General features: G+C 70.9%; 28 protein-coding genes. 17 read left to right on the plus strand and 11 right to left on the minus strand.

Annotated elements, in window-relative coordinates; genetic code table 11:
• Positions 1-26 precede the first annotated feature (26 nt).
• Positions 27-2,291 carry a putative bifunctional diguanylate cyclase/phosphodiesterase gene (locus tag EV671_RS00370; RefSeq protein ID WP_132569040.1) on the plus strand — a complete coding sequence of 755 codons (2,265 nt, stop codon included), beginning with the start codon at positions 27-29 and terminating at the stop codon, positions 2,289-2,291.
• On the opposite strand, the gene asd is transcribed toward EV671_RS00370, so the two are convergent.
• Entirely contained in the window at positions 2,277-3,113 is an 837-nt protein-coding gene (gene asd / locus EV671_RS00375) for an archaetidylserine decarboxylase (RefSeq protein WP_132569041.1), read from the minus strand. The genes EV671_RS00370 and asd overlap by 15 nt on opposite strands.
• A gap of 82 nt (positions 3,114-3,195) precedes the next feature.
• Here asd and trhO point away from each other — a divergent pair, with 82 nt between their 5' ends.
• The 5 genes from trhO (at position 3,196) to EV671_RS00400 (ending at position 8,401) form a co-directional block, all read left to right on the plus strand.
• Complete coding sequence (gene trhO, locus EV671_RS00380) at positions 3,196-3,990, plus strand: oxygen-dependent tRNA uridine(34) hydroxylase TrhO (RefSeq protein WP_132569042.1); 795 nt, start codon at positions 3,196-3,198, stop codon at positions 3,988-3,990.
• A gap of 184 nt (positions 3,991-4,174) precedes the next feature.
• Complete coding sequence (locus tag EV671_RS00385) at positions 4,175-5,476, plus strand: UDP-N-acetylglucosamine 1-carboxyvinyltransferase (RefSeq protein WP_132569043.1); 1,302 nt, start codon at positions 4,175-4,177, stop codon at positions 5,474-5,476.
• A gap of 2 nt (positions 5,477-5,478) precedes the next feature.
• Positions 5,479-6,381, plus strand: coding sequence for a TIGR02285 family protein (locus tag EV671_RS00390; RefSeq protein ID WP_243655536.1), 903 nt, complete (start codon positions 5,479-5,481; stop codon positions 6,379-6,381).
• Positions 6,378-7,286 (plus strand): pseudouridine synthase, encoded by a 909-nt coding sequence (locus tag EV671_RS00395; RefSeq protein ID WP_132569045.1) that lies wholly within the window; start codon positions 6,378-6,380, stop codon positions 7,284-7,286. The genes EV671_RS00390 and EV671_RS00395 overlap by 4 nt, the downstream gene beginning before the upstream one ends.
• Positions 7,283-8,401 (plus strand): GGDEF domain-containing protein, encoded by a 1,119-nt coding sequence (locus EV671_RS00400; RefSeq protein ID WP_132569046.1) that lies wholly within the window; start codon positions 7,283-7,285, stop codon positions 8,399-8,401. Before EV671_RS00395 ends, EV671_RS00400 begins: the two co-directional genes overlap by 4 nt.
• Here the strand turns inward: EV671_RS00400 and EV671_RS00405 are convergent.
• A complete protein-coding gene (locus EV671_RS00405) occupies positions 8,373-9,083 on the minus strand; it encodes a hypothetical protein (protein ID WP_132569047.1) in 711 nt (236 codons plus the stop codon). The two genes, EV671_RS00400 and EV671_RS00405, sit on opposite strands and share 29 nt — an antisense overlap.
• A gap of 37 nt (positions 9,084-9,120) precedes the next feature.
• Here EV671_RS00405 and EV671_RS00410 point away from each other — a divergent pair, with 37 nt between their 5' ends.
• Positions 9,121-9,999 (plus strand): amino acid ABC transporter substrate-binding protein, encoded by an 879-nt coding sequence (locus EV671_RS00410; RefSeq protein WP_132569048.1) that lies wholly within the window; start codon positions 9,121-9,123, stop codon positions 9,997-9,999.
• 100 nt (positions 10,000-10,099) lie between these two features.
• On the plus strand, positions 10,100-11,086 hold the full coding sequence (locus EV671_RS00415; protein ID WP_132569049.1) for a GGDEF domain-containing protein: 987 nt from the start codon (positions 10,100-10,102) through the stop codon (positions 11,084-11,086).
• A 3-nt stretch (positions 11,087-11,089) separates the two neighbouring features.
• Here EV671_RS00415 and EV671_RS00420 read toward each other — a convergent pair whose 3' ends face one another.
• Together EV671_RS00420 and EV671_RS00425 are read right to left on the minus strand one after the other, a co-directional pair.
• The gene (locus EV671_RS00420) at positions 11,090-11,908 is read right to left on the minus strand and encodes an HDOD domain-containing protein (protein WP_132569050.1); all 819 of its coding nucleotides are present in this window, start codon (positions 11,906-11,908) and stop codon (positions 11,090-11,092) included.
• A gap of 36 nt (positions 11,909-11,944) precedes the next feature.
• Positions 11,945-12,706, minus strand: a complete 762-nt coding sequence (locus EV671_RS00425) for a sulfite exporter TauE/SafE family protein (protein WP_132569424.1) — start codon at positions 12,704-12,706, stop codon at positions 11,945-11,947.
• 537 nt (positions 12,707-13,243) lie between these two features.
• Between EV671_RS00425 and EV671_RS00430 the strand changes: the two genes are divergently transcribed.
• The 3 genes from EV671_RS00430 (at position 13,244) to EV671_RS00440 (ending at position 15,682) form a co-directional block, all read left to right on the plus strand.
• Positions 13,244-14,644 carry a TIGR03790 family protein gene (locus EV671_RS00430; protein ID WP_165917424.1) on the plus strand — a complete coding sequence of 467 codons (1,401 nt, stop codon included), beginning with the start codon at positions 13,244-13,246 and terminating at the stop codon, positions 14,642-14,644.
• A 99-nt stretch (positions 14,645-14,743) separates the two neighbouring features.
• Positions 14,744-15,166, plus strand: coding sequence for a type II secretion system major pseudopilin GspG (gene gspG / locus EV671_RS00435; protein WP_132569052.1), 423 nt, complete (start codon positions 14,744-14,746; stop codon positions 15,164-15,166).
• 57 nt (positions 15,167-15,223) lie between these two features.
• On the plus strand, positions 15,224-15,682 hold the full coding sequence (locus EV671_RS00440; RefSeq protein WP_132569053.1) for a hypothetical protein: 459 nt from the start codon (positions 15,224-15,226) through the stop codon (positions 15,680-15,682).
• A 22-nt stretch (positions 15,683-15,704) separates the two neighbouring features.
• Here EV671_RS00440 and EV671_RS00445 read toward each other — a convergent pair whose 3' ends face one another.
• On the minus strand, positions 15,705-16,112 hold the full coding sequence (locus EV671_RS00445) for a hypothetical protein (protein ID WP_132569054.1): 408 nt from the start codon (positions 16,110-16,112) through the stop codon (positions 15,705-15,707).
• A gap of 54 nt (positions 16,113-16,166) precedes the next feature.
• Between EV671_RS00445 and EV671_RS00450 the strand changes: the two genes are divergently transcribed.
• The gene (locus tag EV671_RS00450) at positions 16,167-16,685 is read left to right on the plus strand and encodes a CAP domain-containing protein (RefSeq protein WP_132569055.1); all 519 of its coding nucleotides are present in this window, start codon (positions 16,167-16,169) and stop codon (positions 16,683-16,685) included.
• Here EV671_RS00450 and EV671_RS00455 read toward each other — a convergent pair.
• The 6 genes from EV671_RS00455 to EV671_RS00475 form a co-directional block, all read right to left on the minus strand.
• The gene (locus EV671_RS00455; protein WP_243655523.1) at positions 16,663-17,328 is read right to left on the minus strand and encodes a response regulator transcription factor; all 666 of its coding nucleotides are present in this window, start codon (positions 17,326-17,328) and stop codon (positions 16,663-16,665) included. The two genes, EV671_RS00450 and EV671_RS00455, sit on opposite strands and share 23 nt — an antisense overlap.
• Positions 17,319-18,548, minus strand: coding sequence for a sensor histidine kinase (locus tag EV671_RS00460; RefSeq protein ID WP_132569056.1), 1,230 nt, complete (start codon positions 18,546-18,548; stop codon positions 17,319-17,321). Before EV671_RS00460 ends, EV671_RS00455 begins: the two co-directional genes overlap by 10 nt.
• A gap of 1 nt (position 18,549) precedes the next feature.
• Entirely contained in the window at positions 18,550-19,749 is a 1,200-nt protein-coding gene (gene mnmA / locus EV671_RS00465; RefSeq protein WP_132569057.1) for a tRNA 2-thiouridine(34) synthase MnmA, read from the minus strand.
• A 195-nt stretch (positions 19,750-19,944) separates the two neighbouring features.
• A complete protein-coding gene (locus EV671_RS26620) occupies positions 19,945-20,118 on the minus strand; it encodes a hypothetical protein (RefSeq protein WP_165917425.1) in 174 nt (57 codons plus the stop codon).
• Positions 20,115-20,897 carry a substrate-binding periplasmic protein gene (locus EV671_RS00470; RefSeq protein WP_165917426.1) on the minus strand — a complete coding sequence of 261 codons (783 nt, stop codon included), beginning with the start codon at positions 20,895-20,897 and terminating at the stop codon, positions 20,115-20,117. Before EV671_RS00470 ends, EV671_RS26620 begins: the two co-directional genes overlap by 4 nt.
• Before the next feature lie 42 nt (positions 20,898-20,939).
• Positions 20,940-21,437, minus strand: a complete 498-nt coding sequence (locus tag EV671_RS00475) for an NUDIX hydrolase (RefSeq protein ID WP_132569059.1) — start codon at positions 21,435-21,437, stop codon at positions 20,940-20,942.
• An 84-nt stretch (positions 21,438-21,521) separates the two neighbouring features.
• On the opposite strand from EV671_RS00475, the gene EV671_RS00480 reads away from it, so the two are divergent.
• The 5 genes from EV671_RS00480 to EV671_RS00500 all read left to right on the plus strand — a co-directional run bounded on the left by EV671_RS00480 (position 21,522) and on the right by EV671_RS00500 (position 26,780).
• Positions 21,522-22,637 (plus strand): Re/Si-specific NAD(P)(+) transhydrogenase subunit alpha, encoded by a 1,116-nt coding sequence (locus EV671_RS00480; RefSeq protein ID WP_132569060.1) that lies wholly within the window; start codon positions 21,522-21,524, stop codon positions 22,635-22,637.
• 2 nt (positions 22,638-22,639) lie between these two features.
• Positions 22,640-22,960: an NAD(P) transhydrogenase subunit alpha part 2 gene (locus tag EV671_RS00485; protein WP_132569061.1), complete on the plus strand. Its 321-nt coding sequence runs from the start codon at positions 22,640-22,642 to the stop codon at positions 22,958-22,960.
• The gene (locus EV671_RS00490; RefSeq protein ID WP_132569062.1) at positions 22,957-24,432 is read left to right on the plus strand and encodes an NAD(P)(+) transhydrogenase (Re/Si-specific) subunit beta; all 1,476 of its coding nucleotides are present in this window, start codon (positions 22,957-22,959) and stop codon (positions 24,430-24,432) included. Before EV671_RS00485 ends, EV671_RS00490 begins: the two co-directional genes overlap by 4 nt.
• Before the next feature lie 96 nt (positions 24,433-24,528).
• On the plus strand, positions 24,529-26,202 hold the full coding sequence (locus tag EV671_RS00495) for a long-chain-fatty-acid--CoA ligase (protein ID WP_132569063.1): 1,674 nt from the start codon (positions 24,529-24,531) through the stop codon (positions 26,200-26,202).
• 77 nt (positions 26,203-26,279) lie between these two features.
• Positions 26,280-26,780 (plus strand): hypothetical protein, encoded by a 501-nt coding sequence (locus tag EV671_RS00500; RefSeq protein ID WP_165917427.1) that lies wholly within the window; start codon positions 26,280-26,282, stop codon positions 26,778-26,780.
• Positions 26,781-26,805: the final 25 nt, after the last annotated feature.

Raw genomic sequence — 26,805 nt, forward strand, 5'->3', positions numbered from 1 at the left:
AGGCGCATCCTGGCTAGGATGTGCCCATGACCGGGTTGTTATTGATCAGCACCAGCTTGATCGCGCTGCTCGGCGCCACGCTGCTGGTGCTGGCCCGGCTGGAGCCGCAACACCGCCACATCGGCGAATGGGGCTGGAGCCACATCTGCCTCGCGGCCGGCCTGGCGCTCGGCGTGGCCCTCGCGCCGGCGGACACCCAGTCGCTGCACTACCGCCTGCAGGCCACCGTGGCCACGGCCGTCATCATCGCGTCGCTGGCGCTGCAGCTGGCCGGTGCCGCCCACTATGCCCGCCGGCCCTGGTCCTGGCGCCTGCTGCTGCCGGTGTTCGGCCTGCTGCTCGCCGCCATCCTCGGGCTGGCCCTGGCGCAGCAGCGCCTGGGCGTCATCGCCGGTGCCCTCATCCTCGCGGGCGGCGCCTGGCTGGCCGGTGCCTGGCTGTGGCGGATGGGCGAGGCGGGCGAGCGCTTCGTCGCCGCCTGCTTCTTCGCCTCCGGCCTCGTGCACCTCAGCGGCCCGCTGCTGGACCCGCTGGCCCGCTCGGTGCTCACCCACGTCTTCGGCACCTATGTGCAGGGCGTGCTGGCGATGGCGCTGATCCTGCTGTCGGTGCGTCGCGCCCACCAGGAGACCGAGCGTGTCAACGCAAGGCTGCGCCAGCTCTACGAGCAGTCCATGCAGGGGCTGGTCGTGCTGCGCGACGGCCGGGCCGTCTATGCGAACCCGGCGGCGCTGGCGATGTTCGGCTTCGACGGCGTGGATCAGGTGGGTGCCATCGCACCGCTGATCGCCGCGGCCGATGCCGACGCCGTGCAGGCGCGCTACACGGCCCTGCTGCAACGGCGCCGCGGCCATGCCGCCTGGGAGGGCGAGCGTTGCCGGCGCGACGGCAGCGCCCTCTATCTGCGCGGCAGCTCCAGCTACATCGAGTGGGAGGGTGGCCCGGCCCTGCTGGAGCTGATGCTGGACGACACCGAGCGCCAGCGCGCCACCGAGGCGCTGCGGCGCCAGGCCCTGCACGACGAGCTGACCGACCTGCCCAACCGCCATGCGGCGCTGGCCCGGCTGGCCGAGCTGACGCGGCCCGGCGGCCCGGGCTTTGCGCTGCTGTCGGCGGACCTGGACCGCTTCCAGCTCGTCAACGAAAGCCTGGGCCACGAGGTCGGCGACGCGCTGCTGCAGGCCATCGCCCGGCGGCTGCGCGAAGCCCTACCGCCCGAGGCCCTGCTGGCCCGCCTGGGTGAAGACCAGTTCCTGCTGTTGCAGCCCGGCATCGACGACGACGCGGCCGCGCAGCTTGCCGGCCAGCTGCTGCTCGCGCTGCTGACCGCCCCTTTTGCCGTCGGCCACCGCGCGCTGTATGTGCATCTGTCGGTCGGCATCGCGCGCTTCCCGGCCCATGGCCGGGATGGCGCGGCGCTGCTGCGCGCCGCCGACATGGCCATGCACCAGGCCAAGCAGCTGCCCGGCGCGGCGGCCGTGATCTTCCAGCCCGCGATGGCGGCGAGTGCCGGCAGCCTGCTGGAGATCGAGCAGGCCCTGGCCGTGGCCATCGAGCGCGGTGAGTTCCAGCTCGACTACCAGCCCAAGTTCGCGTCCGGCAGCCGGCGCCTCGCAGGCTTCGAGGCCCTGGTGCGCTGGCAGCGGCCGGGGCAGGGCCGCGTCAGCCCGGCGGACTTCATCCCCGCGGCCGAGCGCACCGGCCAGATCGTGACGCTGGGCGCGCTGATCCTGCGCGAGGCCGCCGGGCGGCTGCGCGCCTGGCAGCAGCAGGGCCTGGCTGTGCTGCCGGTGGCGGTCAATGTGTCGCCGCTGCAGTTCGAGGACGCGGGTTTCGCCGACTGGCTGCTGGCCCTGGTGCGCGAGCATGGCCTGGCCCCGGCCAGCATCGAGGTCGAGATCACCGAGACCGCCGCGATGACCCATATGGACCGCGTGCTGCCCCAACTGGCACGGCTGCGCGAGGCCGGCGTGGGCGTGGCCTTCGACGACTTCGGCACCGGCCAGAGCTCGCTGACGCTGCTGCGCCGCCTGCCGATCACGACGCTCAAGCTCGACCGCAGCATGGTGGACCCGCTGCCCGAGCCCTCGGCCGGCGCCATCGTGCGCGCGGCCTGCGTGCTGGCGGAGGCGCTGGGCCTGACCGTGGTGGCCGAAGGCGTGGAGACCGAGCTGCAGGCGACCGAGGTCGAGCGCCTGGGCTGCACGCATCTGCAGGGCTGGCTGCTGGGGCGCCCGCTGGGCGCGGACGCGGCGGGGGCCTTGCTCAGCGCGCCTTCATCGGGCCATTAGCTCGCCCATGCGGACCGCGCCGCCGGGCTGCCAGGCCGGGTTGAACTGCAGGCCGCTGTTCTGGAACAGCATCACGACGGTCGAGCCGAGCAGGAAGCGGCCCATCTCGTCGCCCTGGGCGAGCGTCGCCTGGCCCGGCGCATAGGTCCACTCGCGCACCGGGCCTTCGCGCTTGATCTGGCCATGCCAGACCGTGGCCATGCTGCCGACGATGGTGGCGCCCACCAGCACCAGCACCCAGCGGCCTAAAGCGTCGTCGTCGAACACGCAGACCAGCCGCTCGTTGCGCGCGAACAGCCCCGGCACGCCGCGCGCCGTCGTCGGGTTCACCGAGAACAGCTCGCCCGGCACATGCACCATGCGCAGCAGGCGGCCGGCGGCCGGCATGTGGATGCGGTGGTAGTCCCTGGGGCTCAGGTAGAGGTTGGCGAACAGGCCGTCCTGGAATTGCGCGGCCAGCGCCGTGTCGCCGCCGACCAGGGCCGCCGTCGAGAAGGCCTGGCCCTTGGCCTGGTAGACCTGGTCGCCCTGGATGCGGCCGACCTGGCTGATCGCGCCGTCCACCGGGCAGATCAGCGACGCGCTGGCCAGCGGCCGCGCGCCGGGCTTCAGCGCCCGGGTGAAGAAGTCGTTGAAGGTCTTGTAGGCTCCGATGTCCGGCTCGGCCGCCTCGGCCATGTTCACGCCGTAGCGGGCGACGAAGCGACGGATGGTGGACGTCGTCAGCCCGCCCATCGGCTTGGACGCGTAGTGCCCGGCCAGGCGCGTCATCGCGAGCTTTGGCATCAGGTACTGCGGCAGGACTTTGAGTCGATCGGACATGGGCTTGGGCCGTAGGGGGTCGGGGATTCTAGGAGCGCACCTCCGGCGCGCAGCCTAGGGTCAGCGCGGACAATCCGGGCCGATGTCCCTGCTCCACAGCTCCTTCTACCGCTTCACGCCGCTGGCCGATCCCGCCGCCTTCGCCGGCTGGCTGCGCCAGGCGGCCCAGGGCCTGGGCGGCGTCGTGCTGGTGGCCGAAGAGGGTCTGAGCGCGGCCGTCGCCGGGCCGGCCGACACGCTGGCCGGCTTCGAGTCCGCGCTGCAGCAGCAGCCCGGCTTTGCCGGCCTGCATTTCAAGCACAACGCCTGCGAGCGTCTGCCCTTCAGCCGGCTCAAGGTCAGCGTCAAGCGCGAGATCGTCGCCTTCGGCATCCCTGGCGTCAGGGGCCGCGACGCTACCGACACCCATGTCAGCCCGCAGCGCTGGCGCGAACTGCTGGCCGAGCCCGGCACCGTCGTGCTCGACAACCGCAACAGCTTCGAGTTCAGGCTGGGGCGCTTTCGCGGCGCCATCGACCCCGGCGTGGCCCACTTCCGCGACTTCCCGGCCTATGTCGAGGCGCACCGCGACGAATGGCAGGGCAAGACGGTCGCGATGTATTGCACCGGCGGCATCCGCTGCGAGAAGACGGCGGCCTGGATGCAGGCCCAGGGGCTGAAGGTCGCGCAGCTGGACGGCGGCATCCTGAACTTCCTCGAAACCTTCCCCGACGCCGCGCAGGACTGGCAGGGCGAGTGCTATGTCTTCGACAAGCGCATCGCCATCGACGCGCAGGCCCGCGAGACCGGCACGACGGCCGAAGCCGTCTTCACCGACCCGGCGGACGCCTGGCGTCTGGCGCGGGCACGGCGTCTGGACCCGGCCGCGGAGGACTGAGGCCGGATCGAGAACAGGCCCTGCGGCCTGTTCGACGCCTGCCGAAGGGCGGCCGCCATGCAGGGCGGCCGGCATGATTCCCCCGGCGCGGAGCAAAGCTTCCGGGCCGCCGCGGGTGCGCGCTGCCGCAAACGCCGACAATGCCGACGCGCGTCGCTTGCGCGCACCGAAATCTCCTCATTCGATGTCCCATCTGATCGTCCACGGCGGCACGCCCCTCTCCGGCCGCATCACCCCCTCGGCCAACAAGAACGCCGTCCTGCCCATCCTCTGCGCCACGCTGCTGACCCGTCAGCCCGTGCGCCTGCGCGGCGTGCCCGAGATCACCGACGTGAAGAAGATCGTCGAGGTCTTCCGCAAGCTCGGCTCCAAGGTCGACCTGGACTTCAAGACCGGCATCCTGGACGTCCACCACGAGCACACCCGTTTCGACCCCAACGTCGACCGCCTGCCCGAGGAGATGCGCTCCTCCATCATGCTGGTGCCGGGCCTGATGGCGCGCTTCGGCGCGGCCCGCATCGAGGACGACGTCAAGGGCTGCACGCTGGGCGCGCGCGAGATCGACCCTCATGTCGAGGTGTTCGAGCGCTTCGGTGCCCAGGTCGAGCGCCTGCCCGACGGCCTGATCCTGCGCGTGCACCGCCCGCTGACTGCGAATGCGCACTGGACGGACTACGCCTCCGTCACGACGACCGAGAACTTCGTGCTCTGCGCGGCCCTGGCCGACGGCGTCTCCACGCTGACCAACGCCGCCAGCGAGCCCCATGTGCAGGAGTTCTGCAACTTCATGTCCCTGCTGGGCGCGAAGATCGAAGGCCACGGCACCTCCAAGCTGAAGATCACCGGCGTGCAGGAACTCGGCGGCGCCGACTACAGCTTCACCGAGGACTTCCACGAGATCGTCACCTTCCTGGCCCTGGGCGCCATCACCGGCGGCAATGTGCAGGTCAAGAACGGCGCGCCCGAGATGTTCCCGCTGCTGGACCGCACCTTCGCGAAGTTCGGCGTGCAGGTCAGGCACGAGGACGGCTGGAGCAGCGTGCACGCCAACGGCCCGCTGAAGGTCAAGGAGCCCTTCACGCGCAACATCCTGCAGAAGGTCGAGGCGGCGCCCTGGCCCTATGTGCCGGTGGACCTGCTGCCCATCTTCGTGGCCCTGGGCGTCAAGGCCGAGGGCAGCGTGATGTTCTGGAACAAGGTCTACGACGGCGCGATGGGCTGGACCAGCGAACTGGCCAAGTTCGGCGCCCACGCATTCCTCAGCGACCCGCACCGCATGATCACCTTCGGCGGCAAGCCGCTGAGCCCGGCCGAGGTCGAGAGCCCCTACATCATCCGCGTCGCCATCGCGCTGCTGATGGTGGCGGCGAGCATCCCGGGCAAGAGCGTGATCCGCAATGCGACGCCTATTCGCCGCGCCCATCCCAATTTCGTCGAGCACATCGGCGAGCTGGGCGCGCGCATGGAATGGGTCGAGGGCGATTGAGCATGCGCCGGGGCCGGGCCCTGGTGGCCCTGCTGGCCATTGGTGTGGCCCGGGCGGCACCGCCCATCGAGACGATCCGCTGGGTGGCCCAGGACATGCCGCCGCATTTCAGCTTCGTGCAGGGCCATGCGCCGCGCTCGGTGGCCGAGCTGGGCAACGGCGAGGTGGACGGCTTCATGCGCCTGCTGCTGGCACGCATGCCCGGCTACCGGCACGAGTTCGTCGCGGCCAGCACGGCGCGCTACGAAGCCGAGAGCCGGCGCGGCGAGACGCTCTGCTCCACGCTGCATGTGCGCACGCCGGCGCGCATGACCTGGGCCTACTTCTCCCACCTCTACCCGCCGCTGATCTCGCGCGAGATCCACGTCGTCGTGCGCCGCGAGTCCCTGGCGCGTATGAACCAGGGCCGGCCCGGGGATGGTCGCCTCGTGCTCGCCGAGCTGCTCAAGCGCGATGACCTGCACCTGCTGCTGGCGCGCGACCGCGCCTACGGCGCCCAGATCGACAACCAGCTCGCCCAGCAGGCCGTGCCGCGCATGACCGTCGGCGCCCAGCTCAGCAGCCAGCTGCTGAACATGCTGCGCGCCGGCCGCATGGACTACACGCTGGAGTACCCGTCCATCGTCAAGGACTACCTCAAGCGGATCGGCGACCCCGATGCCCTCGTCGCGCTGCCGGTGGCCGAGGGCCTGAGCACGCTGGTGGCCACCGTGTCCTGCAGCCGCACGCCCGAGGGCCGGCGCCGGATCGAGGCCATCGATGCGGCCGTGCGCGCCCTCGCCCGCGAGCCCGACCGCGAGGCCTGGGTGCGGGAGTGGCGCGGCGACAGGGTCGACCCGGCCGACCTCAAGCGCCTGAACGCCTACATGGACGAACGCGCCCGCGGCGGGCCGCGCATCGAGTGAGTCGTCCTCCCAAGCCCGCGCTGCCCTTGCGCGACGGCGTCGCCGCCAGCGCGGTGTTCTGCCCGGCCGGCCCTTGGCCGAGTTTCGCGGCCTTCCTGAACGAGCGCCTGCCGCGCGTGCTCGACTGGCCCGAGCGCATCGCGCGCGGCGACGTCGTGGACGACGACGGCCGCGCGATCGCCGACGCGCCCTACCGCGCCGGCCGCCGCGTCTACTACTGGCGCTACCTGGAAGCCGAGCCCGAGGTGCCGTTCGACGCGCGCATCGTCTTCCAGGACGAGCACCTGCTGGTGGCGGACAAGCCCCACTTCCTGCCGGTCACGCCCAGCGGCCTGTACGCGCGTCAGACGCTGATGGCGCGGCTGCGCCACACGACCGGCCTCGCGGACCTGATCCCCATCCACCGGCTGGACCGCGAGACGGCCGGCCTGGTCGTGTTCGGTGTCAGGCGCGACGAGCGCGACGCCTACCACCAGCTGTTCCGCGAACGCAGCGTCGCCAAGGTCTACGAGGCCATCGCGCCGCGGGGCGACGGCCCCTGGCCGCGTACCGTGCATCACCGCCTGGCCGAGCCCGCGGGCGAGAACTTCATGCAGATGCAGGTCGTCGAGGGCGAGCCCAACGCCGAGACCTGGATCGATCTCGTCGAGCCGCTCGCGGGCGGCCTGGCCCGCTACGAGCTGCGCCCGCACACCGGCGCGCGCCACCAGTTGCGCGCGCAGATGAACGCGCTGGGCCTGCCCATCGTCGGCGACCGCATCTACCCGGTGCTGCAGCCGCACGAGAACCCGCCGCGCTTCGATGCGCCGCTGCAACTCGTCGCCCGCGAGATTTCGTTCACGGACCCACTCACGGGTGGGCTGCGTTTTTTTTCACGCAGTACCGCGACAATCGCGCCGCTATGAGCTCGTCGCCCGACACCCAAGCCCAGGCGCAGGTCCAGGAACTGCGCCACCGGCTGCAGTCGCTGCTGGACGCCGCCCACGCCAACGAGCGCAAGCTCGACCGCTTCGACGCGCTGGAGCGCCGCCTCATCGCGGTGAGCTCGATGGAGGAACTGGTCAACCTGCTGCTGGTCGACTGCCGCGCCGATTTCGGGCTGGACGCCGCCGAGCTCTGGCTGGTCGACGTGGACGACGAGTTGCGCCGCTCGCTGCCGACGCTGCCCATGGCCAAGGCGCCGCGGCTGCTGGACGGCCACGGTCCGCTGAGGGAGCTGTTCGGCGCCGCGCGCACGACCCGGCTGATCGGGCCCGGCCCCGACGCCGGGCTGCTGCCCGCGGCCTTCGAGGCCGACGCCGGCGTGCGCTCGGCAGCCCTGCTGCCGCTGATCCGCCAGGGCCTGCTGATCGGCGGCCTGCACCTGGGCTCGCGCGACCCCGAGCGCTACGACGCCGCCTCGGGCACCAAGTTCCTGGACCGGCTCGCGGCCATCGCGGCCATCGCCATCGAGAGCATGCTCAACCGCGAGCGCCTGCGCCGCGCCGGCATGACCGATGGCCTGACCGGCGTGCACAACCGCCGCTACTTCGACCACCGCAGCCTCATCGAGTTCAGCCAGGCCGTGCGCCACCGCTACCCGCTGGCCTGCCTGTTCCTGGACATCGACCACTTCAAGGCCATCAACGACGGCCACGGTCACCCGGTCGGCGACGAGGTGCTGCGCCAGGTCGGCGGTCTGATCCTGCGCTCGCTGCGCACCGGCGACCTGGCCGCCCGCTACGGTGGCGAGGAGTTCGTCGTGCTGCTGCCCCGCACCGACCTCGCCGGCGCCCGCGAGGTGGCCGAGCGCATCCGCCACATGGTGCAGGAGGCGCCCTTCATCACGCCCGAGGGCGGCACCGTCGGCGCGACGCTGTCCGCCGGCCTGGCCATGCTGCCGCCCGGCGCGACCAGCTTTGCCGACCTGCTGGCTGCGGCGGATCGGGCTCTCTACGAGGCCAAGCGGGCAGGGCGCAACCGCACGGTGGCGGCGTGCGACGAGGCGGACATCAACGCAGCCACTGCAGCTGCATCGTGAACATGTCGCCGCGGCGGCCGTAGGTCTTGCCGAACAGATAGGCCGTGTTCAGCGTCACGGTGTCCGGCCCCTCGTCCCACAAGGTGGCCAGCAGGGCCGGCCCGGCGCGGTGGGACTGGCGCGCATGCGGCAGCCAGTCGTTCCAGCGCCCGACCTCGCTGAAGCCCTCGGCGCCCAGCCGCCAGCCGGGGGCGACGCGATAGACGCCGCGCCACTGCAGCTTCAGCCGGGTGTCGCGCCGGCCGCTGTCGTACTCCCAGAACGCGTTGGCGTTCAGCTTGAGGCGGCCGAGGTCGGTCTGCCAGACGGGGCCCAGCTCCAGCGCATGGGTCCGGTCGCCGGGGTTGCGCACGAGCTGGGCGTGGAGGGCGAGGTCATAGGGCTTCTCGCCCTGGGTCAGCAGCACCTCGTTGATCCAGTTCCAGCTGTCCAGCGTGGCGCCGCCGAGGCTTTCGCCCTCCCAGCTCGCCAGCAGCCGCGTCGTCCAGCGCGTATTGACGCCGTAGCTCAGGCCCAGTTCGGGCCAGAGCGTCGCGCCTTCGCCCGGCGGCTTCACGGTCCAGTAGCGCAGCTCGGCGCCCACGCGACCGGCCTGGTCATAGAGGGTGACGATGTAGTAACCGGGGTCGGCGCGGGCCGGCCCGGCCAGTGCGGCAAGCAACACCCAGTGCCAAATTCGCATGGCGGCACTTTAGAGCCGAGGCCCACAATGCTCCGTCATGAAAACCCTGTTGCCGCTCCTCCTTGCCCTCGGAGTCTGCGCCACCGCCAAGGCCGGCCCGGCGCTGGATCGCATCCAGTCCAGTGGCCGCATCGTGCTCGCCCACCGTGAGTCTTCCGTGCCCTTCAGCTACCTGCTGCCCGACGGCCGGCCCGTCGGCTATGCGGTCGACCTCTGCCTCAAGATGGCCGAGGCGGTGCGCAAGAAGCTGAAGATGAGCACGCTGAACCCGCAGTTCCTGCTGGTCACGCCGGCCAACCGCATCCAGATGGTGGTGGACGGCAAGGCCGACATGGAATGCGGCTCGACGACCAACAACGCCGAGCGCCGCGAGAAGGTCGCTTTCACCGTGCCCCTCTACATCACCGGCGCGCGCTACCTGGTGCGGGCCGACAGCGGCATCGTCGAACTCGCGCAGTTCGACGGCAAGACCCTGGTCTCCACCAAGGGCACGACGCCGCTGAAGTCAATCACCCAGGCCAACGGCGAGCGCGCGCTGCACATCAACATCGTCGAGGCGCCGGACCACGCCAAGGCGATGGAGATGCTGGCCGCCGGCCAGGCGGACGGCTTCGTCATGGACGACGTGCTGCTCTATGGCATCGTCTCGGCGCGGCCGGACGCGGCGAAGTTCCGCGTCGTCGGCAAGTTCCTGACCATCGAGCCGCTGTCCATCGTGCTGCCCAAGAACGACCCGGAGCTCAAGGCCATCGTCGACGAGGAGATGAAGCGCCTCATCGCCAGCCACGAAGCCCAGGCCATCTACGACCGCTGGTTCATGAAGCCCATCCCGCCCAAGAACACGGCGCTGAACCTGCCGATGAGCTACCTGCTGAAGGACTTCTGGAAGTACCCGTCGGACCAGGTACCGTATTAGGCCCGGCGCCGCCGGCTTCGCGGCGCTCAAACGCCCAGATAAACCCCGAGCAAAGGCGCGGCGAAGGTCGAGACAATTTGTGGCGCAGCCCGTGTCACAGATGAGCACCGAATCCCTCGCCGAATCCCTTCCCCGCGTCGGCCCGCGCCGGCTGGGTTCGCTGCGGTTGCGGCTGATGCTGGGGGTGCCGCTGCTGACCGGCCTCGTCGTCGCGGCCTTCGAGTGGAGCCTGGGCGGCTTCGAGCCGCTGCGCGAGATGCTGGCGCGCACGGGCCTGCTGGTGCTGCTGCTCAGCGCGGCGCAGCTGCTGCTGGTCGAGACCCTGCTGCTGCGGCCGCTGCGCCGCCTGGCGGCGGGCTGCGAGGCGATGGAATCGGCTCCCGTGCCGCTGACCCCCGAGGCCGATGTTCCGGCGCCCGGCCTCACGGCCGAGCTGGACCGCATCGGCCACGCGATGCGGCGTGCGCGCGGCTCGCTGTGGCAGCAGGACCAGGACGCCCGCGAGCTGCGCCGCGAGCTGGCCCAGCAGCGCCACCTGCTCGAGGAGGCCCGCTCGGCCCTGGACGCCAATCAGCGCGAGCTCGCCAGCCTCGTGCGCACCGACGTGCTGACCGGCATCGCCAACCAGCGCGCCTTCGACGAGGCGCTGCGCCGCGAGTTCAAGCGCGCCCAGCGCCAGCGCGGGCTGCTGGCGCTGGCGGTGCTGGACCTGGACCAGTTCAAGCAGTTCAACCTCGCCCACGGCACGGCCGTCGGCGACCAGGCGCTGCAGCGCGTGGCCACCTTGCTCAACGAGCGTTTCCAGCGCGACACCGACGTCGTCGCGCGCCTGGGCGGCGAGGAGTTCGTCGCGCTGCTGCCCGGCTTCGGCATGGCCGAGGCGCAAGGTGTGCTGGAGTCTTTGCGCGACGAGCTGCGTGCGCTGCGCCTGCCCGATGGCCAGGGCGACCTGACGCTCAGCGTCGGCCTCGCCGCGGCCAGCCCGGCCCATCCTTACCTCAGCGCGCAGGCTCTGCTGCAGGCGGCCGACGAGGCGCTCTACATCGCCAAGCACGCCGGCAGGGACCGGCTCAGCCTGGCGGCCTGAACGTCAGCGCCCGTGCTCCTGGGCAGCGAGCAGCTGCTCGTTGACGCGCCGTGCGGCGCGCAGCACCAGGGTCTCGTCGAGCTGGGCCTGGGGTGCGATCTGGCTGGCGATCTCGTCGAGCTGGTCGGGGTGGGTCAGCAGCGCCCAGGCCACGGCCGAGATCGCGCAGACGCTGCGGCGCGCCAGGCTCTCGGGCATGGTCAGCGTCGTCTGCACCTCGACGTGGTAGCGCACGCTGGCCACCGCGGCCGGCGCCAGGCCCCAGCTCTCGCACAGCGCCGCGCCGAGTGCGTCGTGGCTGACGCCGAAGGCCGTCTTCTCCAGCTCCACCAGATCGGCGTCGCGCGTGGCGGCGCGCAGCATGGCCGGGTAGTGGGCGGGCGCGTGGCGGTAGAGCACCGCCTTGCCGCACTCCTCGAACAGGCCGGCCGAATGCGCGGCCCAGGGGTCCACGCCCAGCATCTGGCCCATGCGGCCCATCAGCAGGCCGCGCTGCGACGCGCGCGTCCAGACCGACTCCAGTTCGGCCGCGGCCGGGAAGGCGGCGCGCAGGCCCATCTCAAAGGTGATGGCGGCGACCTCGCGCATGCCGAGGTAGGTCAGCGCCTGGTGCACCGTCTGCACGCGGCCGCGCAGGCCGTACAGCGACGAGTTCACCGCCTTCATGACGGCGGCGGCCAGGGCCATGTCGGTTTCGACCAGCGAGGACATGGCCTGCAGGTCGATGTCCTCGGCCGCCATCAGCAGCGAGAGCTTGACCAGGACCTCGGGCTGGGTCGGGATCTCGATGTCCAGATTGCGCAGTTGAGGATCGACGGGCATGGTGGGTGGGGACGCTGGGGGATGCCTGATGGTAGTTCAGCGGAGGAAGGCGTCCCAGGCTGTTTTCAGGATCAGGCAGCCGACGACGACGACGAAGACGCCCCGCACGAAACCGGCGCCATGCTTCAGGGCCAGCCGCGTGCCGAGCAGGCTGCCGGCGACATTGGTCACGGCCATCACCGCGGCCACATGCCACCAGATATGGCCCTTGCTGACGAACAGTGCGATCGCGAACGCATTCGTCAGCAGGTTCATCAGCTTGGCCGTGGCCGACGCGTGCAGGAAGTCGTAACCCAGCAGCCGCACGAACAGGAAGACGAAGAAGCTGCCCGTGCCGGGGCCGAAGAAGCCGTCGTAGAAGCCCACGGCCAGCGCGATGGCGCCGGCCACCGCGGCCTCGGCGCGGCCTTGGAAGCGCGGCCGGTGCTCGCGGCCGAGGTCCTTCCTGGCCAGCGTGTAGGCCAGCACGGCCAGCAGCACCAGGGGCAGGGCCTTGCGCAGGCCGTTCGGGCTGACGAGGGTCAGCGCCCAGGCGCCGGCGAAGCTGCCCAGCCCGGCCAGCGCCGCGGCCGGCATCAGCCGCCGCCAGGGCAGGTCGACCCGCTTGACGTACTGCAACGTGGCCCATCCTGTGCCCCAGACGGACGCGCCCTTGTTCGTGCCCAGCAGCGTGGCCGGCGCCGCGCCCGGGAAGGTGCTGAACAGCGCCGGCACCAGCACCAGACCGCCGCCGCCCGCCACTGCATCGATGAAGCCTGCGAGCAGGGAGGCGAGGGCGACGGTGAGCAGTTCGAGCATGTTGGATTCCATCAGCACGCGGCGTGGCCGGCGTGCCTTCATCGGGCCGAGCGCCGGGCCGCTCCCAAGCCGGCCCGTCCGGCGATGTGCGAGCGGGGCATGCCCCGCGAGCATCGCCATCCCCTCGGGGGCTGAGGCCGGACACGGTGAGTCCTGTGGACTCACCGTGCCTGCCGAAGAGCTGCGGGCTGGCCCGCAGCGCGGTCTGCAAGACCGCGCCAGGACCGCCCGCGTTCAGCGGGGCGAGACTGGACGAGGGGCGAAAATAAAACGGCCACCAAGGGGTGCCTTGGTGGCCGGTGTGATTGTCTTCGGGGTCACGAAGCAACCTTCTGCGCTGCGCGCTTGTCTTGTCTCCTCACAACCCGCCCGGCGGTCCGAAACCAGGGTCTGGAACCGCGTCGAGTGACAGGAATGTATTGCCCCGCCGCGGTGCACGGCACTGGGGTATGCCCGGGTTCGCCGGCCGCGAAAGGTGCGTTTTGCACCAGGCGGGTGCCGATTTCGGGCCCGTCGGCCCGGGTCAAAATGGCCGCCATGCGCCGCGTCTTCCAGCTGTTTTCCCTCTGTCTGAGCCTGCTTCTGGCCGCCTGCGGCGGGGGCGGTGGCGGGGCCACCACCAGCAGTTCCGGCGGCGCGACGGGCGGAACTTCCGGAGGCACCGGCGGCATCGGGCAGACGCTGACACTGTCGCTTCCGACCAACGGCCTCGCGCCGGCCGACCTGGCCGTCGTCGTGGCCGAGGGCGATGCGCTCAGCGAGGCCGTAGGCGCGGCCTATGTCGCGGCGCGTGGCGTGCCGGCGGCCAACCTGATCAAGGTCAAGCTCGGCACGGCCAGCGACAGCATCGGTGCGGCCGATTTCGCGGCGCTGAAGGCCGACCTCGACGCCAGGCTGCCCGCCGGCATCCAGGCCACCTTGCTGACCTGGAGTGCGCCCAGCCGTGTCGTGGGTGCCTGCAGCATGGGCATCACCAGCGCCATGGCGCTGGGCTTCGACACCAAATACTGCAACCCGACGGCGACGGCCTGTGTGGCGACGGCGGCGTCGCCGCTCTACGACAGCGAGTCCCGCCGCCCGCAGGGCGAACTGCAGCTGCGCCCGTCGATGCTGCTGGGCGCGCGCACGCTGGATGCCGCCAAGGCGCTGATCGCCCGCGGCGTGGCCGCCGACGCGACGCTGCCCGCGGGCGACGGCTGGCTGGTGCGCACGACCGACACCGACCGCAACCTGCGCTGGACGGACTTCGCGCCGCTGCCTGCCGCCTGGAGCGGCGCGCTCGCGCTGAACTACGTCGACAACAGCGCCGCTCCCGCCGGCGCCGACTCGCCGTCCGGCAAGAGCAATGTGCTCTTCTACCTGACCGGCCTGGCCAGCGTGGGCAATCTGTCGACGCTGCAGTTCCGCCCCGGCGCCCTGGCCGACACGCTGACCTCCTATGCCGGCCTGCTGCCCGGGGCCAACGGCCAGATGCCCGTCACCGCCTGGCTGGACGCCGGCGCGACGGCCAGCTACGGCACCGTCGAGGAGCCCTGCAACTACCAGCAGAAGTTCTCGCGCGCCTCGGTCCTCATCGACCAGTACTGGCGCGGCGCGACCGCCGTCGAGGCCTATTGGAAGGCCGTGCAATGGCCGGGCCAGGGCCTGTTCGTCGGCGAGCCGCTGGCCCAGCCATTCCGCGACAGCCCGAGCTTCGCCATCGTCGGCGGCGAATACCAGATCAGGACGCGCGCCCTGCGGCCCGGTGGCCGCTATGCGCTGCAATACCGCCTGTCCGGCGCCAGCGATTGGACGACGCTGGCCACGTTCACCGGCGTGCGCGGCCAGGCCCTGGACGGCCGCGCGCCGCTGCCACCGGCCGCGGCCGTGCAGATACGCTGGCAGGGGCCCTGCCCCGATAACGTGGCCAACAGCTGCACGCTGGCGCAATCGAGCTGACCGTCACGTGGCCCGCCGAGAATGTGGGTCGGTCAAATCCCGATTGCAGGGGCTGGTCCGCTGATGAACAGTCGCCCTCCCGCTGTAGCCCGCCCGACCATGTCCCGTCCGTTCCCCGTCCGTTCCAGCGGCTTCACACTGCTCGAACTGCTCGTCGTGATGGTCATCATCGGCCTGCTGGCCGGCTACGTCGGGCCGAAGTTCTTCGGCCAGATCGGCAAGAGCGAGGTCAAGGCGGCACGGGCCCAGATCGACGCGCTGCAGAAGTCGCTCGACCAGTACCGCCTGGACGTCGGCCACTACCCTAGCACCGAGCAAGGCCTGGCCGCGCTCTTCAGCAAGCCGGCCGACGAGCCCAAGTGGTCCGGCCCCTACCTGGCCAAGGCCGTGCCCAAGGACCCCTGGGGCCACGCCTACCAGTACCGCAGCCCCGGCGAGCATGGCGAGTACGACCTGCTCAGCTACGGCCGCGACGGCCGCCCCGGCGGCGAGGGCGAGGACGACGACCTCATCTCCTGGTGACATGAAGCACTCGCCTTCGCTTCGCTCTGCGTCACCAGTGCAGGGCTGACGGCCTCCATGCCGCAGGTCTTGACCCGCGTGCTGCGCACAGGCGCAGTCAGCGCCGAGCGCGTGGAGGCGCCCGACCGTGCCGCTGCCGAGACCGCGCTGACCCGCCTGGCCAGCGGCACCGCCGCGGCGCCGGTCATGGCCGGCTTCTCGTCGCGTGGCCCCAAGCAGGGCGACAGCAACCTGATGAAGCCCGACCTGACCGCGCCGGGCGTGGACGTCATCGCACAGGTGACGGCGCTGCTGAGCCAGGCCGACCGTGACGGCGTCGCCGCCGGCACCACGGGCAACCCGCAGTCCACCACGGTGCTGCGCGTGTCGACGGGCGGCAGCGTGCCCATCCTGAGCGAGCCGGCTACGGTCTCGTCCAAGCCGCAGGTCGCGAGGCCTGCGTCTTTTTGCGTCGGCTTCGCGGTATTTCGGGCCGGGCCGCCAAGCATCGCCGCCCTTGGGGGCGCCCCGGCGTAGCTGCTGGGCCTGGGGCCCCGGTTCAGCGCAGGCTGGCTGGTGTGGCGAGCTGGCAGCGGCCGGCCACGCAGACCGCGCCCGGATCGGCCACGAAGGCGCAGTTGGAGCGCAGCCCGCTGGCCACGTTCTCGCGCCGCTGCGCCTCGGTCAGGCGCGCGGCCAGCTCCTTGAGGCGGGCCGCGTCGGTGCCCACGGAGGACCAGGCCAGATAGCCGGCCGGCCCGCCGCAGGCCTTGGCGCCCACGGCCAGCGAGCTGCACTGGCTGTCGGCCGTGCAGGCGGCCGTGCCGACGGCGGCCTGCAGCTCGCGCGACAGGCGTTGCGACTCGGGCTCGGCGGCGCTCGCGGCGGGTGAGGGCGGCGGCGTCTGGGCGCAGCTGGCCAGCGCGGCCGAGACGAGGAGGGCGGCGAACAGATGTTGCGGTTTCATGCGGTCATGGTCGCCGCTGCCGGAGGGCTTGGCAACAGGCCCTAGGATGCCGGCATGCGCTTCCTGCTCTTCCTGCTGCTCGCCATATGCGGTCCGGCGCCTGCCGCGCCGGATGGCGGCTGCGAGCCCGATGCACAGGCCGGCGCCGCGGCCCTGAACGCGCTGCGTGCCCAGGCCCGCGAATGCGGCGGCCACCTCTGGCCCGCCGCGCCGGCCCTGCACTGGCAGGCCGTGCTCGGCGACTCGGCGCGGCGCCATGCGCAAGAGCTGGCGCGGCGCGACCACGTCGAGCATGTCGGCGAGGCCGGCCAGTCCCTGCGCGCACGCCTGCACGAGGCCGGCTATGTGCTGCGCGCGGCCGGCGAGAACCTGGCCGGGGGGCCGCAGACGCTGGACGAGGCGCTGGCGCATTGGCTGGCCAGCACCTCGCATTGCGAGAATCTGATGACCGCCGAGTTCCAGGACTTCGGCCTGGCCTGCGTGACCGGCCCCGGCCGTTGGCAGCGCTACTGGGTGCTGCAGATGGCAGCGCCGGCGGGCCGGCCCGAGTTCAGATCCAGCCCAGGTCGATAGCGCGCAGCACCGCCTGCGTGCGGTCGCGCACGCCCATCTTGGAGAAGATGGCCGAGCAGTGGTTCTTGATGACGCCCTCGCTGTTGCCCAGCAGGCTGGCGATCTCGGTGTTGCTGCGTCCGCTGGCCACCAGGCGCAGCACCTGCAGCTCCTTGGGCGACAGGGGATCGGGATGGTCGGCGGCCGTGAAGGCGCGCTCGCCGCCCTTGGCCTCCATGCGGGTGGTCAGAGACGGCCGCAGCGCGGTGCCACCGCCGTGCACGTCGCGCAACGCCTGGGCGAGCGTCTCGGGGCTGATGGCCTTCAGCAGGAAGCCCTTGGCGCCGGCGCGGACGGCCTCGTCGAAGGCGGCCGTGTCGTCGAAGGTGGTCAGCAGGATGACCGGCAGGCGCAGCGCGCGCGCGGCCAGCGCGCGGATCAGGCCGATGCCGTCCAGGCGCGGCATGCGCATGTCGGAGAGGATGACGTCGGGCATCGAGCTGGCCACGTCGTCGGCCGGGATGGCCGACAGCCACTCCAGCGCCTCGGCGCCATCGCTGGCCTCGCCAACGACCTTGAGCTCGTCGTGCAGCGCCAGCAGGCCCTTCAGGCCCTCGCGCACCAGTTGCTGGTCCTCCACCAGCAGGATTTTGATCACAGCCATCGCGGACATCTCAATTCGATTCGGAACCCCGGGCTCGTGCGCGTCACGCGCATCTGACCGCCCAGCTCTGTCATGCGCTCGGCCATGCCCGAGAGGCCATTGCCAAAGCCCTCGGCACGGCCCTCGCGCCAGCCCGGCGCGCCCCGCCCATCATCGTCGATGCTGACGCTCACCTCATCCCCGCCTTCCCCCAGCCCGCGCAGCTCCACCTGCACGCGTCGCGCGCCGGCATGGCGCACGCTGTTGGTCACGCCCTCCTGCACGCAGCGCAGCAGCGCGTGGGCGGTGCGGGGGCCGAGGTCGCGCGCCGCCTCGTCCAGCGCCAGCTCGATGCGGGTGCTGGCGATGCCCTCGGCGAGGGCCTGCAGCGCGGCGGACAGGTCGATGCGCTGCGAGCGCCGCTGCTGCGAGACCGACTCGCGCACGTCGGCCAGCAGCTGGGCCGCAACGCCCTGGGCGCGGCCCAGGGCCTGGCCGGCGCCGGGCTTGTCCTCGCGGGCGAGCAGCGCGCCGCCGAGCTGCAGCTGCAGGTTCAGCGCGGTCAGGTGGTGGCCCATCAGGTCGTGCAGCTCGCGGGCGATCTGCATGCGCTCGCTGTAGCGCATCTGCTCGGCCAGCAGCTGCTCGCCCGACAGCCGCTCGGCCAGCACGGCCTGCAGCCAGCGGCGCTTCTCGGCCTCGGCGGCGGCCATGCGCCCGAGGCCGAAGGCCAGGCCGTGCAGCGCCAGCATGGACGACAGCAGGCCGAACTGGTCCAGCCAGGCGGTGTCCGACGGTGCGGCGTAGATGCCGGTGTTCAGCAGCACCTGGGCGAAGCCGAAGCCCAGGGCCATGCGGGCCGGCAGCAGCACGGCGGCCAGGGCCGTGACGAGGAAGGGCAGGCCCGGCGTCACGCCGAAGGCCAGCAGGTCGACGAGCAGCAGCCAGGCCAGGCGCCGGTCCACGGCGACGACGCGTGCGCCCTGGCTGGCCAGGCGCCACATCAGCGCGACGAAGACCAGCAGCAGGGCCACGCAGATCAGCAGCAGCGCGCGGTCGTCGGCCCGGCCGCCGAGCTCGCGCCAGAGCTTGGCCACGAGGCCGTCATAGGGCTCGGTGCGCGCGCCCAGCAGCGCCGCGCCGGCGCTGACCAGCTCCATCGCGCAGACCACCAGGGCCGCCAGGCGCAGCACGACGCCGGGCTCGGCGAGCCGCGCCAGGAGTCGATCGAACTTGGTCATGTCAACGCTGCGCGGCCGCCGCGATGACGCCGCCGCCCAGGCAGACCTCGCCGTCGTAGACCACGGCGCTCTGGCCCGGCGTGACGGCCCACTGCGGGTCGGGGAAGCGCAGCGTCAGATGGCCGGCCGCGTCGAAGCCGACGCTGCAGCGCGCGTCGGCCTGGCGGTAGCGCGTCTTGGCCGCGGCCGGGCCGGCGGCGGGCGCACGGCCGGCGACCCAGCTCAGGTCGTCGGCCACCAGCGCAGGGCTGAGCAGCAGCGGGTGGTCGTGGCCCTGCACGGCGATCAGCGTGTTGTTCGGGATGTCCTTGGCCGCGACGAACCAGGGCTCGTGCTCGCCACCGCCGCGTGGTGCGCCCTTTTCCTTCACGCCGCCTATGCCCAGGCCCTGGCGCTGGCCCAGCGTGTAGAAGGAGAGGCCGACATGCTCGCCGAGCTTGCGGCCGCGCTCGTCCTTGATGGGGCCGGGCTGGTGGGACAGGTATTTGTTCAGGAACTCGCGGAAGGGCCGTTCGCCGATGAAGCAGATGCCGGTGGAGTCCTTCTTCTTCGCGTTCGGCAGGCCGATCTCGGCCGCGATACGCCGCACCTCGGTCTTGGGCAGGTGGCCGACCGGGAACATGGCCTTGCTCATCTGCGCCTGGCTCAGGCGGTGCAGGAAGTAGCTCTGGTCCTTCAGCGGGTCCAGGCCTTTCAGCAGCTGGAACTCGCCGTCGACCTCGCGGACGTGCGCGCCATCGGGCGCAACTGCGCCCGATTCGTCATGACGCCCAACGGGCATGCGCGAGTCCGATGGCACCCATCGGACGCGTGCGTAATGCCCTGTGGCGATCTTCTCGGCGCCCAGGCGCATCGCGTGGTCGAGGAAGGCCTTGAACTTGATCTCGGCGTTGCACAGCACGTCGGGGTTGGGCGTTCGGCCGGCCTGGTATTCGCGCAGAAAGCTCTCGAAGACGCGGTCCTTGTACTCGGCGGCGAAGTTGACGTGCTCGATCTCGATGCCGAGCACGTCGGCCACCGAGGCGGCATCCAGGAAGTCCTGGCGCGAGGAGCAGTACTCGTCGTCGTCATCGTCTTCCCAGTTCTTCATGAAGATGGCGATGACCTCGTGGCCCTGTTCCTTCAGCAGATGGGCGGTCACGGCCGAGTCCACGCCGCCGGACAGGCCGACGACGACACGGTGTTTCTTGGTGGAACACATGGGCCCGATTGTCCCAAAGGCCCCATCAGCCCGGCTTGAACAGGCTTTCGGCGCGCTGGTACAGCACCCAGCTGGCGCGCGGCGCGATGCCGCGGCCCTGGTAGAGGAATTCGGTCTCGCCGGCGGCGAAGCCGCCGTTCGGGTAGATCGTCCACAGCAGTGCGCGGTGCAGGGCGTCGCCCTGGCCAGCCGAGGTTACGGCTCACAGGCATCGGCCCATTCGGGATGGCGGCTGATGCAGATGCCCCAGCTGTCCTTCATCGCCAGGTCCGCGCCGCTGCCGGTCTCGCCGCGCTGCACGCGCGGGCTGGCCTGGAAGCGCTCGACCAGCGCGCGGCAGACCTCGATGAAGTCGGGCGGCGTCGTCATGGCCGCGGATTGTCGGCGCCGCCCTGGCGCTTCAGCAGCGCCTGCAGCGTCGACTCGCGCAGCGTGTCCAGCTCCCCGCTGGCCTGTAGGCGCAGCAGGGCGGCATTGAGCTTCTGGGCCAGGGCGGCGTGGCGGCCGGCCAGCACATGGTGGACGCTGTGCTCGTCCAGCACGGTCTCCAGCCGCCGCAGGCCGGGCACGCCGGCCGGCTTCTGCGTCGGGCTGCCGGCCGGCTCGCTGAGGATGGCGACATCGGCCGCCTCGGTGGCCAGCAGCCGCCACAGCTCCTTCAGGCTGCCGGCCTCGACGCGGTGCACGCCCGCCGGCATCAGCTGCTCCACGCGCACGACGCCGCGCAGATGGGCGACGCGCCAGCGCGTCAGCTCGGCCCAGCCGGCGAGGGCCAGGGCCGGGTCGCGCGCGTAGGCGCGCAACTGGACATGGTTCAGCGGCGTGGCCACGGCGACGACGCCGGGGTTGGCTTCGATGAAGTCGTGCGCGCGGTGGGTGTTGGCGTCCACCTCGCCGCTGCGCAGCAGCAGGCCGGCGCGGCGGGCGGGCAGATCGACGAAGCGCATCGGCTGGCCGACCTCGGCATAGAGGCGCGCCAGCAGCGCCTCGCTGACGCCGATCAGCGGGTTGGTGCTGCGGTCCCAGCTCGCGATCTGCACGGGCTCGGGCTGGCCGACGGCGCATGGCGCCAGGCCCAGCGGCAGCACGGGCAGGGCCAGCCAGGCGGCGAGGCGCCGGCGTCTGATGTGCAGGGGAGGGTGGGGCATGGGTTGGCGCGGCATTGTGCAGCGCCGCGGCGCCCGGCCCGCTCAGCCCGGTTGCAGCGGCGCGGCCAGCGAAGCGTCGGCGCTCACGCTGTCCAGCGGCAGCCTGCGGCCGGCCGCGTGGTCCTCGATGCAGCGCAGCACCAGCGGGCTGCGATGGCGGGCCTGGCTGGCGCGCAGCTCGTCCAGGCTCAGCCACAGCGTGCGGTGGATACCCTCGTCCAGCGCGCGGCCGGCGATGGTCTCCCCGACCGTACCGCTGAAGGCCAGGCGCACGTAGGTGACATCCTCCAATGGCTGCGGGCGCACGAAGCGGGCCAGGTAGACGCCCAGGAAGGCCTCGGGCACGAAGGCCCGCGCGGTCTCCTCCAGCGCCTCGCGCACGACGGCCTCGATGGGGTTTTCTCCCTGCTCCAGATGGCCCGCCGGGTTGTTCAGGCGCAGGCCCTCGGGGGTGTCTTCCTCGACAAGGAGATAGCGTCCGTCGCGCGCTATCACCGCCGCGACAGTGACGCTGGGACGAAACCTGTGTGTACCAGCCATGAAACTTCCTCTCGAATTCCCGCACCGGAATGACGCAGGCATTGTGTAAGCTGCCGCGCACCCCCTGCCCCGCAAGGAGATTCCATGCAGATCGGCGTCCCGCGCGAACGTGCGGCTGGAGAAACACGCGTGGCCGTCACGCCCGAGACGGCCAAGAAACTGAAGGCCCAAGGCCATGTGCTGCGCATCGAGAGCGGCGCCGGCGTCGCGGCCAGCGTCACCGATGCCGCCTACGAAGCCGTAGGCTGCGAGATCGTCGACCAGGCCGCGGCCCTCGGCGCCGAGCTGGTGCTGAAGGTGCGCGCCCCCGGCGCCGACGAGCTGGCGCTGATGAAGCCCGGCACGGCCCTGGTCGGCATGCTCAACCCCTTCGACCTCGAAGGTCTGCTGGCGCTTGCCGGCGCCGGCCTGACCAGCTTCGCGCTGGAGGCCGCGCCGCGCACGACGCGGGCCCAGAGCATGGACGTGCTGAGCAGCCAGGCCAATATCGCCGGCTACAAGGCCGTGATGATCGCGGCCGACCGCTACCAGCGCTTCTTCCCGATGCTGATGACGGCGGCCGGCACCGTGAAGGCGGCGCGCGTCGTCATCCTCGGTGTCGGCGTGGCGGGCCTGCAGGCCATCGCGACGGCCAAGCGCCTGGGCGCCGTCATCGAGGCCAGCGACGTGCGGCCCTCGGTGAAGGAGCAGGTCGAGTCCCTCGGCGCCAAGTTCATCGACGTGCCCTACGAGACGGCCGAGGAGAAGGAAGCGGCCGAAGGCGTCGGCGGCTATGCCCGACCGATGCCCCAGAGCTGGCTGGACCGCCAGAAGGCCGAGGTCGCCAAGCGTGTCGCGGCGGCCGATATCGTCGTCACGACGGCGCTGATCCCGGGCCGCGCGGCGCCGGTGCTGGTCACGGAGGACATGGTCAAGGCGATGAAGCCCGGCTCGGTCATCGTCGACATCGCGGCCCCGGCCGGCGGCAACTGCCCGCTGACCGAGGCCGGCAGGACGGTCGTGAAGCACGGCGTCGTCATCGTCGGCGAGACCAATCTGCCGGCGCTGGTCGCGGCCGATGCGTCGGCGCTGTACGCGCGCAATGTGCTGGACTTCCTGAAGCTCGTCATCACCAAGGAGGGCGGCTTCGCCGTGCCGCTGGATGACGACATCGTCGCGGCCTGCCGCGTCACGCAGGACGGCACCGTCACGAGGAAATGAGCATGGAAATCGTCGACCACACCATCATCAACCTGATCATCTTCGTGCTGGCCATCTACGTCGGCTACCACGTCGTCTGGACCGTCACGCCGGCGCTGCACACGCCGCTGATGGCCGTGACCAACGCGATCTCGGCCATCGTCATCGTCGGGGCCATGCTGGCCGCGGCGCTGACCGAGACGCCCTTCGCCAAGGGCATGGGCGTGCTGGCCGTGGCGCTGGCCGCGGTCAATGTCTTCGGCGGCTTCCTCGTCACGCGGCGGATGCTGGAGATGTTCAAGAAGAAAGAGAAGAAGGTCGTGACGACGGAGAGCAAGCAATGAGCCTCAATCTCGTCACGCTGCTCTACCTCGTCGCCAGCGTCTGCTTCATCCAGGCGCTCAAGGGCCTGTCGCATCCGACGACCTCCATCCGCGGCAATGTCTTCGGCATGGCCGGCATGACCATCGCCGCGTTCACGACGGCGGCCCTCATCGTCAAGCTGGCCGGCTCGGCCACGGGCCTGGGCTGGGTGCTGCTGGGCCTGGTGGTCGGCGGCGGCTTCGGCGCCTGGAAGGCCAAGACGGTCGAGATGACCAAGATGCCCGAGCTGGTCGCCTTCTTCCACAGCATGATCGGCCTGGCGGCCGTGGCTATCGCCGTGGCGGCCGTCGCGGAGCCGGCGGCCTTCGGCATCACGCCGGCCATGGATGCGGCCCTGGCCGCCATCGCGCCGGAAGACGGCGTGGCCTCGCGCGCGCTGGCGCCCATCCCGCGCGGCAACCGGCTGGAACTGGCCCTGGGCGCCTTCATCGGCGCGGTCACCTTCACCGGCTCCGTCATCGCCTGGGGCAAGCTTTCGGGCGGCAGCAAGTTCCGCCTGTTCCAGGGTGCGCCGGTGCAGTTCGCCGGCCAGCATCTGCTGAACCTGCTGCTGGGCGCGGCGGCGCTGGCCTTCTGCGGCATGTTCTTCGCCGGCCAGTCGGCGCTGGCCTTCGGCCTTGTCGTGCTGTTGGGCCTGGTGCTGGGCGTGACGCTGATCATCCCCATCGGCGGCGCCGACATGCCGGTCGTCGTGTCCATGCTGAACAGCTATTCCGGCTGGGCGGCGGCGGGCATCGGCTTCTCGCTGAACAACCCCATGCTGATCATCTCCGGCTCGCTGGTGGGCAGCTCGGGTGCGATCCTGAGCTACATCATGTGCAAGGCGATGAACCGCTCGTTCTTCAACGTGATCCTGGGCGGCTTCGGCGGCGAGGCCGGCGGCCCTGCGGCCGGTGCGGCCCAGCAGCGCAATGTGAAGAGCGGCAGCGCCGACGACGCGGCCTTCGTGCTCGGCAACGCCGAGACGGTCATCATCGTGCCGGGCTATGGCCTGGCGGTCGCGCGCGCGCAGCATGCGGTGAAGGAGCTGGCCGCCAAGCTGACCGAGAAGGGCGTGACGGTGAAGTACGCCATCCACCCGGTCGCTGGCCGCATGCCGGGCCACATGAACGTGCTGCTGGCCGAGGCCGAGGTGCCCTATGACCAGGTCTTCGAAATGGAGGACATCAACGCCGAGTTCGCGCAGGCCGACGTGGCCATCATCCTCGGCGCCAACGACGTCGTGAACCCGGCCGCGCATGTGAAGGGCAGCCCGATCTACGGCATGCCCATCCTCGAGGCCCACAAGGCCAAGACCGTCATCGTCAACAAGCGCTCCATGGCCGCCGGCTATGCGGGCCTGGACAACGAGCTGTTCTACATGGACAAGACCATGATGGTCTTCGGCGACGCGAAGAAGGTCGTCGAGGAGATGCTGAAGGCCGTCGAATGATCTAGACGCACGGCCCTAGGGCCGCTATCGAATCCCCTCAAGCGTCCGCTGTCAGCCATCGGTCAGAATCGGCGCCAGTAAAAAGGAGACAAGGCCATGGAGCCGATCTGGCTGAAGCATTACCCGGCCGAGGTGCCGCGCGACGTCAACGTGTCGCTCTATCCCAGCCTGGTCGACCTGCTGGACACCTCGTTCAAGAAGAACGCCGCCAAGCCGGCCTATCACATGATGGGCAAGAGCGTGAGCTTTGCGCAGGTGGACGAGGCCTCGCGCGCCTTCGCCGCCTACCTGCAGAGCCTGGGCCTGGAGAAGGGCGACCGCGTCGCCCTCATGATGCCCAACCTCTTCCAGTACCCGGTGGCCGTGGCTGCCGTGCTGCGGGCGGGTTATGTGGTCGTCAACGTGAACCCGCTGTACACGCCGCGCGAACTGGAGCACCAGCTCAAGGACTCGGGCGCCAAGGCCATCGTCATCATCGAGAACTTCGCCTCGGTGCTGCAGCAGGTCATCCAGAACGTGCCGACCAAGCACGTCGTGCTGGCGGCGATGGGCGACATGCTGGGCCTGATCAAGGGCAGCATCGTCAACTACGTCGTGCGCAACGTGAAGAAAATGGTGCCGGCCTTCGAGCTGCCCGGCGCCGTGCGCTTCAACGACGCCCTCGCCAAGGGCCGCAGCCTGACCTACAAGGCGCCCAGGCTGGGTCCTGACGACATCGCTGTGCTGCAGTACACCGGCGGCACGACCGGCATCAGCAAGGGCGCCGTGCTGCTGCACCGCAACCTGGTCGCCAACATCCTGCAGAGCGAGGCCTGGTACCAGCCGGCGCTCAAGAAGATCCCGAAGGGCGAGCAGGTCGTCACCATCTGCGCGCTGCCGCTGTATCACATCTTCGGCTTCAACACGAACATGATGCTGTCCATGCACATGGGCGGCGCCAATGTGTTGATCCCGAACCCGCGCGACCTCGCCGCCGTGTTCAAGGAACTGAGCGCACACCGCTTCCACAGCTTCCCGGCCGTCAACACCCTCTTCATGGCCATGGCCAACCATGCCGACTTCGGCACCGTGGACTGGAGCCGCCTCGTCATCTCGGTGGGCGGCGGCATGGCCGTGCAGCAGGCCACGGCCAAGCTGTGGCTGGAGAAGACGGGCTGCCCCATCGTCGAGGGCTATGGCCTGTCCGAGACCTCGCCGTCGGCCACCTGCAATCCGACCGACAGCACCGCCTACAGCGGCACCATCGGCATGCCCATGCCGCAGACCGAGCTCAAGCTGCTCGACGACGAGGGCAACGAGGTGGCGATGGGCCAGCCCGGCGAGATCGCCATTCGCGGGCCCCAGGTGATGGCCGGGTACTGGCAGCGCCCGGACGAGACCGCCAAGGTCATGACGGCCGACGGCTTCTTCCGCACCGGCGACGTCGGCACCGTCGACGAGCGCGGTTATTTCAAGATCGTCGACCGCAAGAAGGACATGATCCTCGTCAGCGGTTTCAACGTGTATCCGAACGAGGTCGAGGACGTGCTCACGCAGATGCCCGGCGTGCTGGAATGCGCCGCCGTCGGCGTGCCCGACGCCAAGGCCGGCGAGGCCGTGAAGGTCGTCATCGTGAAGAAAGACCCGAATATCACCGAGGCCGACGTGCGGGCCTATTGCGAAGCCAACCTGACCGGCTACAAACGACCCAAGATCGTCGAGTTCCGCAACGAGCTACCGAAGACCCCCGTGGGCAAGATCCTGCGTCGGGAGCTGCGGGACAAGGGCTGATCGCCTTTCCCCCGACCCTAGCCGGCTTGCGTGCGGCGATGTCGCCCACGGGCAAAACCTGAAACGTGCTCGACCTGTTGCATTCCAAGACCGATGCCGGCCGCGCCGAGATCCGCGCGCGGGCGCTGCCGCTGTCGCGCGCCGCGCGCAATCTGCTGCTCGTGCTGGACGCCAGCAAGATGGCCGGCGACTGGCTGCGCCTGGTGGCCGGCGCCACCGAGGCCGATCTCGGTACGCTGCGCGAGCACGGCCTGATTGCGCCCCAGGGCGCGGGCGCCACTGCGCCGCCGCCGGCCGCCGCGCCAGCCCCCGCAGCCCCTGCGCCGACACCCGCTGCCGCACCGGCACCGGCCGGCGGCGCGCCGCTGCTGGACCGCGCGGCCCTCTACACCTATCTGAGCGGCGAGGCGACCAAGCTGCTCGGGCCCTTCAAGGGCTATGCCTTCGCGCTGGAAGTCGAGCGCGCCGACAGCCTGGCCGCGCTGCAGGCGCTGGCCCTGCAGCTGGTCGAGCGCGTGCAGAAGGCCAAGGGCGAGGCCGCCGCGGCGGCCGTGCGCGAAGCACTCGGCCTGCGCTAAGCCTGGAAGCGGCGACTGAGCCCGC

The organism is Roseateles saccharophilus (assembly GCF_004342485.1).
GTDB lineage: Bacteria > Pseudomonadota > Gammaproteobacteria > Burkholderiales > Burkholderiaceae_C > Pelomonas > Pelomonas saccharophila.

Coding starts and splice junctions, on each gene's coding strand:
- EV671_RS00370 (WP_132569040.1), top strand. CDS start 27: ATGACCGGGTTGTTATTGATCAGCACCAGCTTGATCGCGCTGCTCGGC.
- asd (WP_132569041.1), bottom strand. CDS start 3,113: ATGTCCGATCGACTCAAAGTCCTGCCGCAGTACCTGATGCCAAAGCTC.
- trhO (WP_132569042.1), top strand. CDS start 3,196: ATGTCCCTGCTCCACAGCTCCTTCTACCGCTTCACGCCGCTGGCCGAT.
- EV671_RS00385 (WP_132569043.1), top strand. CDS start 4,175: ATGTCCCATCTGATCGTCCACGGCGGCACGCCCCTCTCCGGCCGCATC.
- EV671_RS00390 (WP_243655536.1), top strand. CDS start 5,479: ATGCGCCGGGGCCGGGCCCTGGTGGCCCTGCTGGCCATTGGTGTGGCC.
- EV671_RS00400 (WP_132569046.1), top strand. CDS start 7,283: ATGAGCTCGTCGCCCGACACCCAAGCCCAGGCGCAGGTCCAGGAACTG.
- EV671_RS00405 (WP_132569047.1), bottom strand. CDS start 9,083: ATGCGAATTTGGCACTGGGTGTTGCTTGCCGCACTGGCCGGGCCGGCC.
- EV671_RS00410 (WP_132569048.1), top strand. CDS start 9,121: ATGAAAACCCTGTTGCCGCTCCTCCTTGCCCTCGGAGTCTGCGCCACC.
- EV671_RS00415 (WP_132569049.1), top strand. CDS start 10,100: ATGAGCACCGAATCCCTCGCCGAATCCCTTCCCCGCGTCGGCCCGCGC.
- EV671_RS00420 (WP_132569050.1), bottom strand. CDS start 11,908: ATGCCCGTCGATCCTCAACTGCGCAATCTGGACATCGAGATCCCGACC.
- EV671_RS00425 (WP_132569424.1), bottom strand. CDS start 12,706: ATGCTCGAACTGCTCACCGTCGCCCTCGCCTCCCTGCTCGCAGGCTTC.
- EV671_RS00430 (WP_165917424.1), top strand. CDS start 13,244: ATGCGCCGCGTCTTCCAGCTGTTTTCCCTCTGTCTGAGCCTGCTTCTG.
- gspG (WP_132569052.1), top strand. CDS start 14,744: ATGTCCCGTCCGTTCCCCGTCCGTTCCAGCGGCTTCACACTGCTCGAA.
- EV671_RS00440 (WP_132569053.1), top strand. CDS start 15,224: ATGCCGCAGGTCTTGACCCGCGTGCTGCGCACAGGCGCAGTCAGCGCC.
- EV671_RS00445 (WP_132569054.1), bottom strand. CDS start 16,112: ATGAAACCGCAACATCTGTTCGCCGCCCTCCTCGTCTCGGCCGCGCTG.
- EV671_RS00450 (WP_132569055.1), top strand. CDS start 16,167: ATGCGCTTCCTGCTCTTCCTGCTGCTCGCCATATGCGGTCCGGCGCCT.
- EV671_RS00455 (WP_243655523.1), bottom strand. CDS start 17,328: ATGGCTGTGATCAAAATCCTGCTGGTGGAGGACCAGCAACTGGTGCGC.
- EV671_RS00460 (WP_132569056.1), bottom strand. CDS start 18,548: ATGACCAAGTTCGATCGACTCCTGGCGCGGCTCGCCGAGCCCGGCGTC.
- mnmA (WP_132569057.1), bottom strand. CDS start 19,749: ATGTGTTCCACCAAGAAACACCGTGTCGTCGTCGGCCTGTCCGGCGGC.
- EV671_RS26620 (WP_165917425.1), bottom strand. CDS start 20,118: ATGACGACGCCGCCCGACTTCATCGAGGTCTGCCGCGCGCTGGTCGAG.
- EV671_RS00470 (WP_165917426.1), bottom strand. CDS start 20,897: ATGCCCCACCCTCCCCTGCACATCAGACGCCGGCGCCTCGCCGCCTGG.
- EV671_RS00475 (WP_132569059.1), bottom strand. CDS start 21,437: ATGGCTGGTACACACAGGTTTCGTCCCAGCGTCACTGTCGCGGCGGTG.
- EV671_RS00480 (WP_132569060.1), top strand. CDS start 21,522: ATGCAGATCGGCGTCCCGCGCGAACGTGCGGCTGGAGAAACACGCGTG.
- EV671_RS00485 (WP_132569061.1), top strand. CDS start 22,640: ATGGAAATCGTCGACCACACCATCATCAACCTGATCATCTTCGTGCTG.
- EV671_RS00490 (WP_132569062.1), top strand. CDS start 22,957: ATGAGCCTCAATCTCGTCACGCTGCTCTACCTCGTCGCCAGCGTCTGC.
- EV671_RS00495 (WP_132569063.1), top strand. CDS start 24,529: ATGGAGCCGATCTGGCTGAAGCATTACCCGGCCGAGGTGCCGCGCGAC.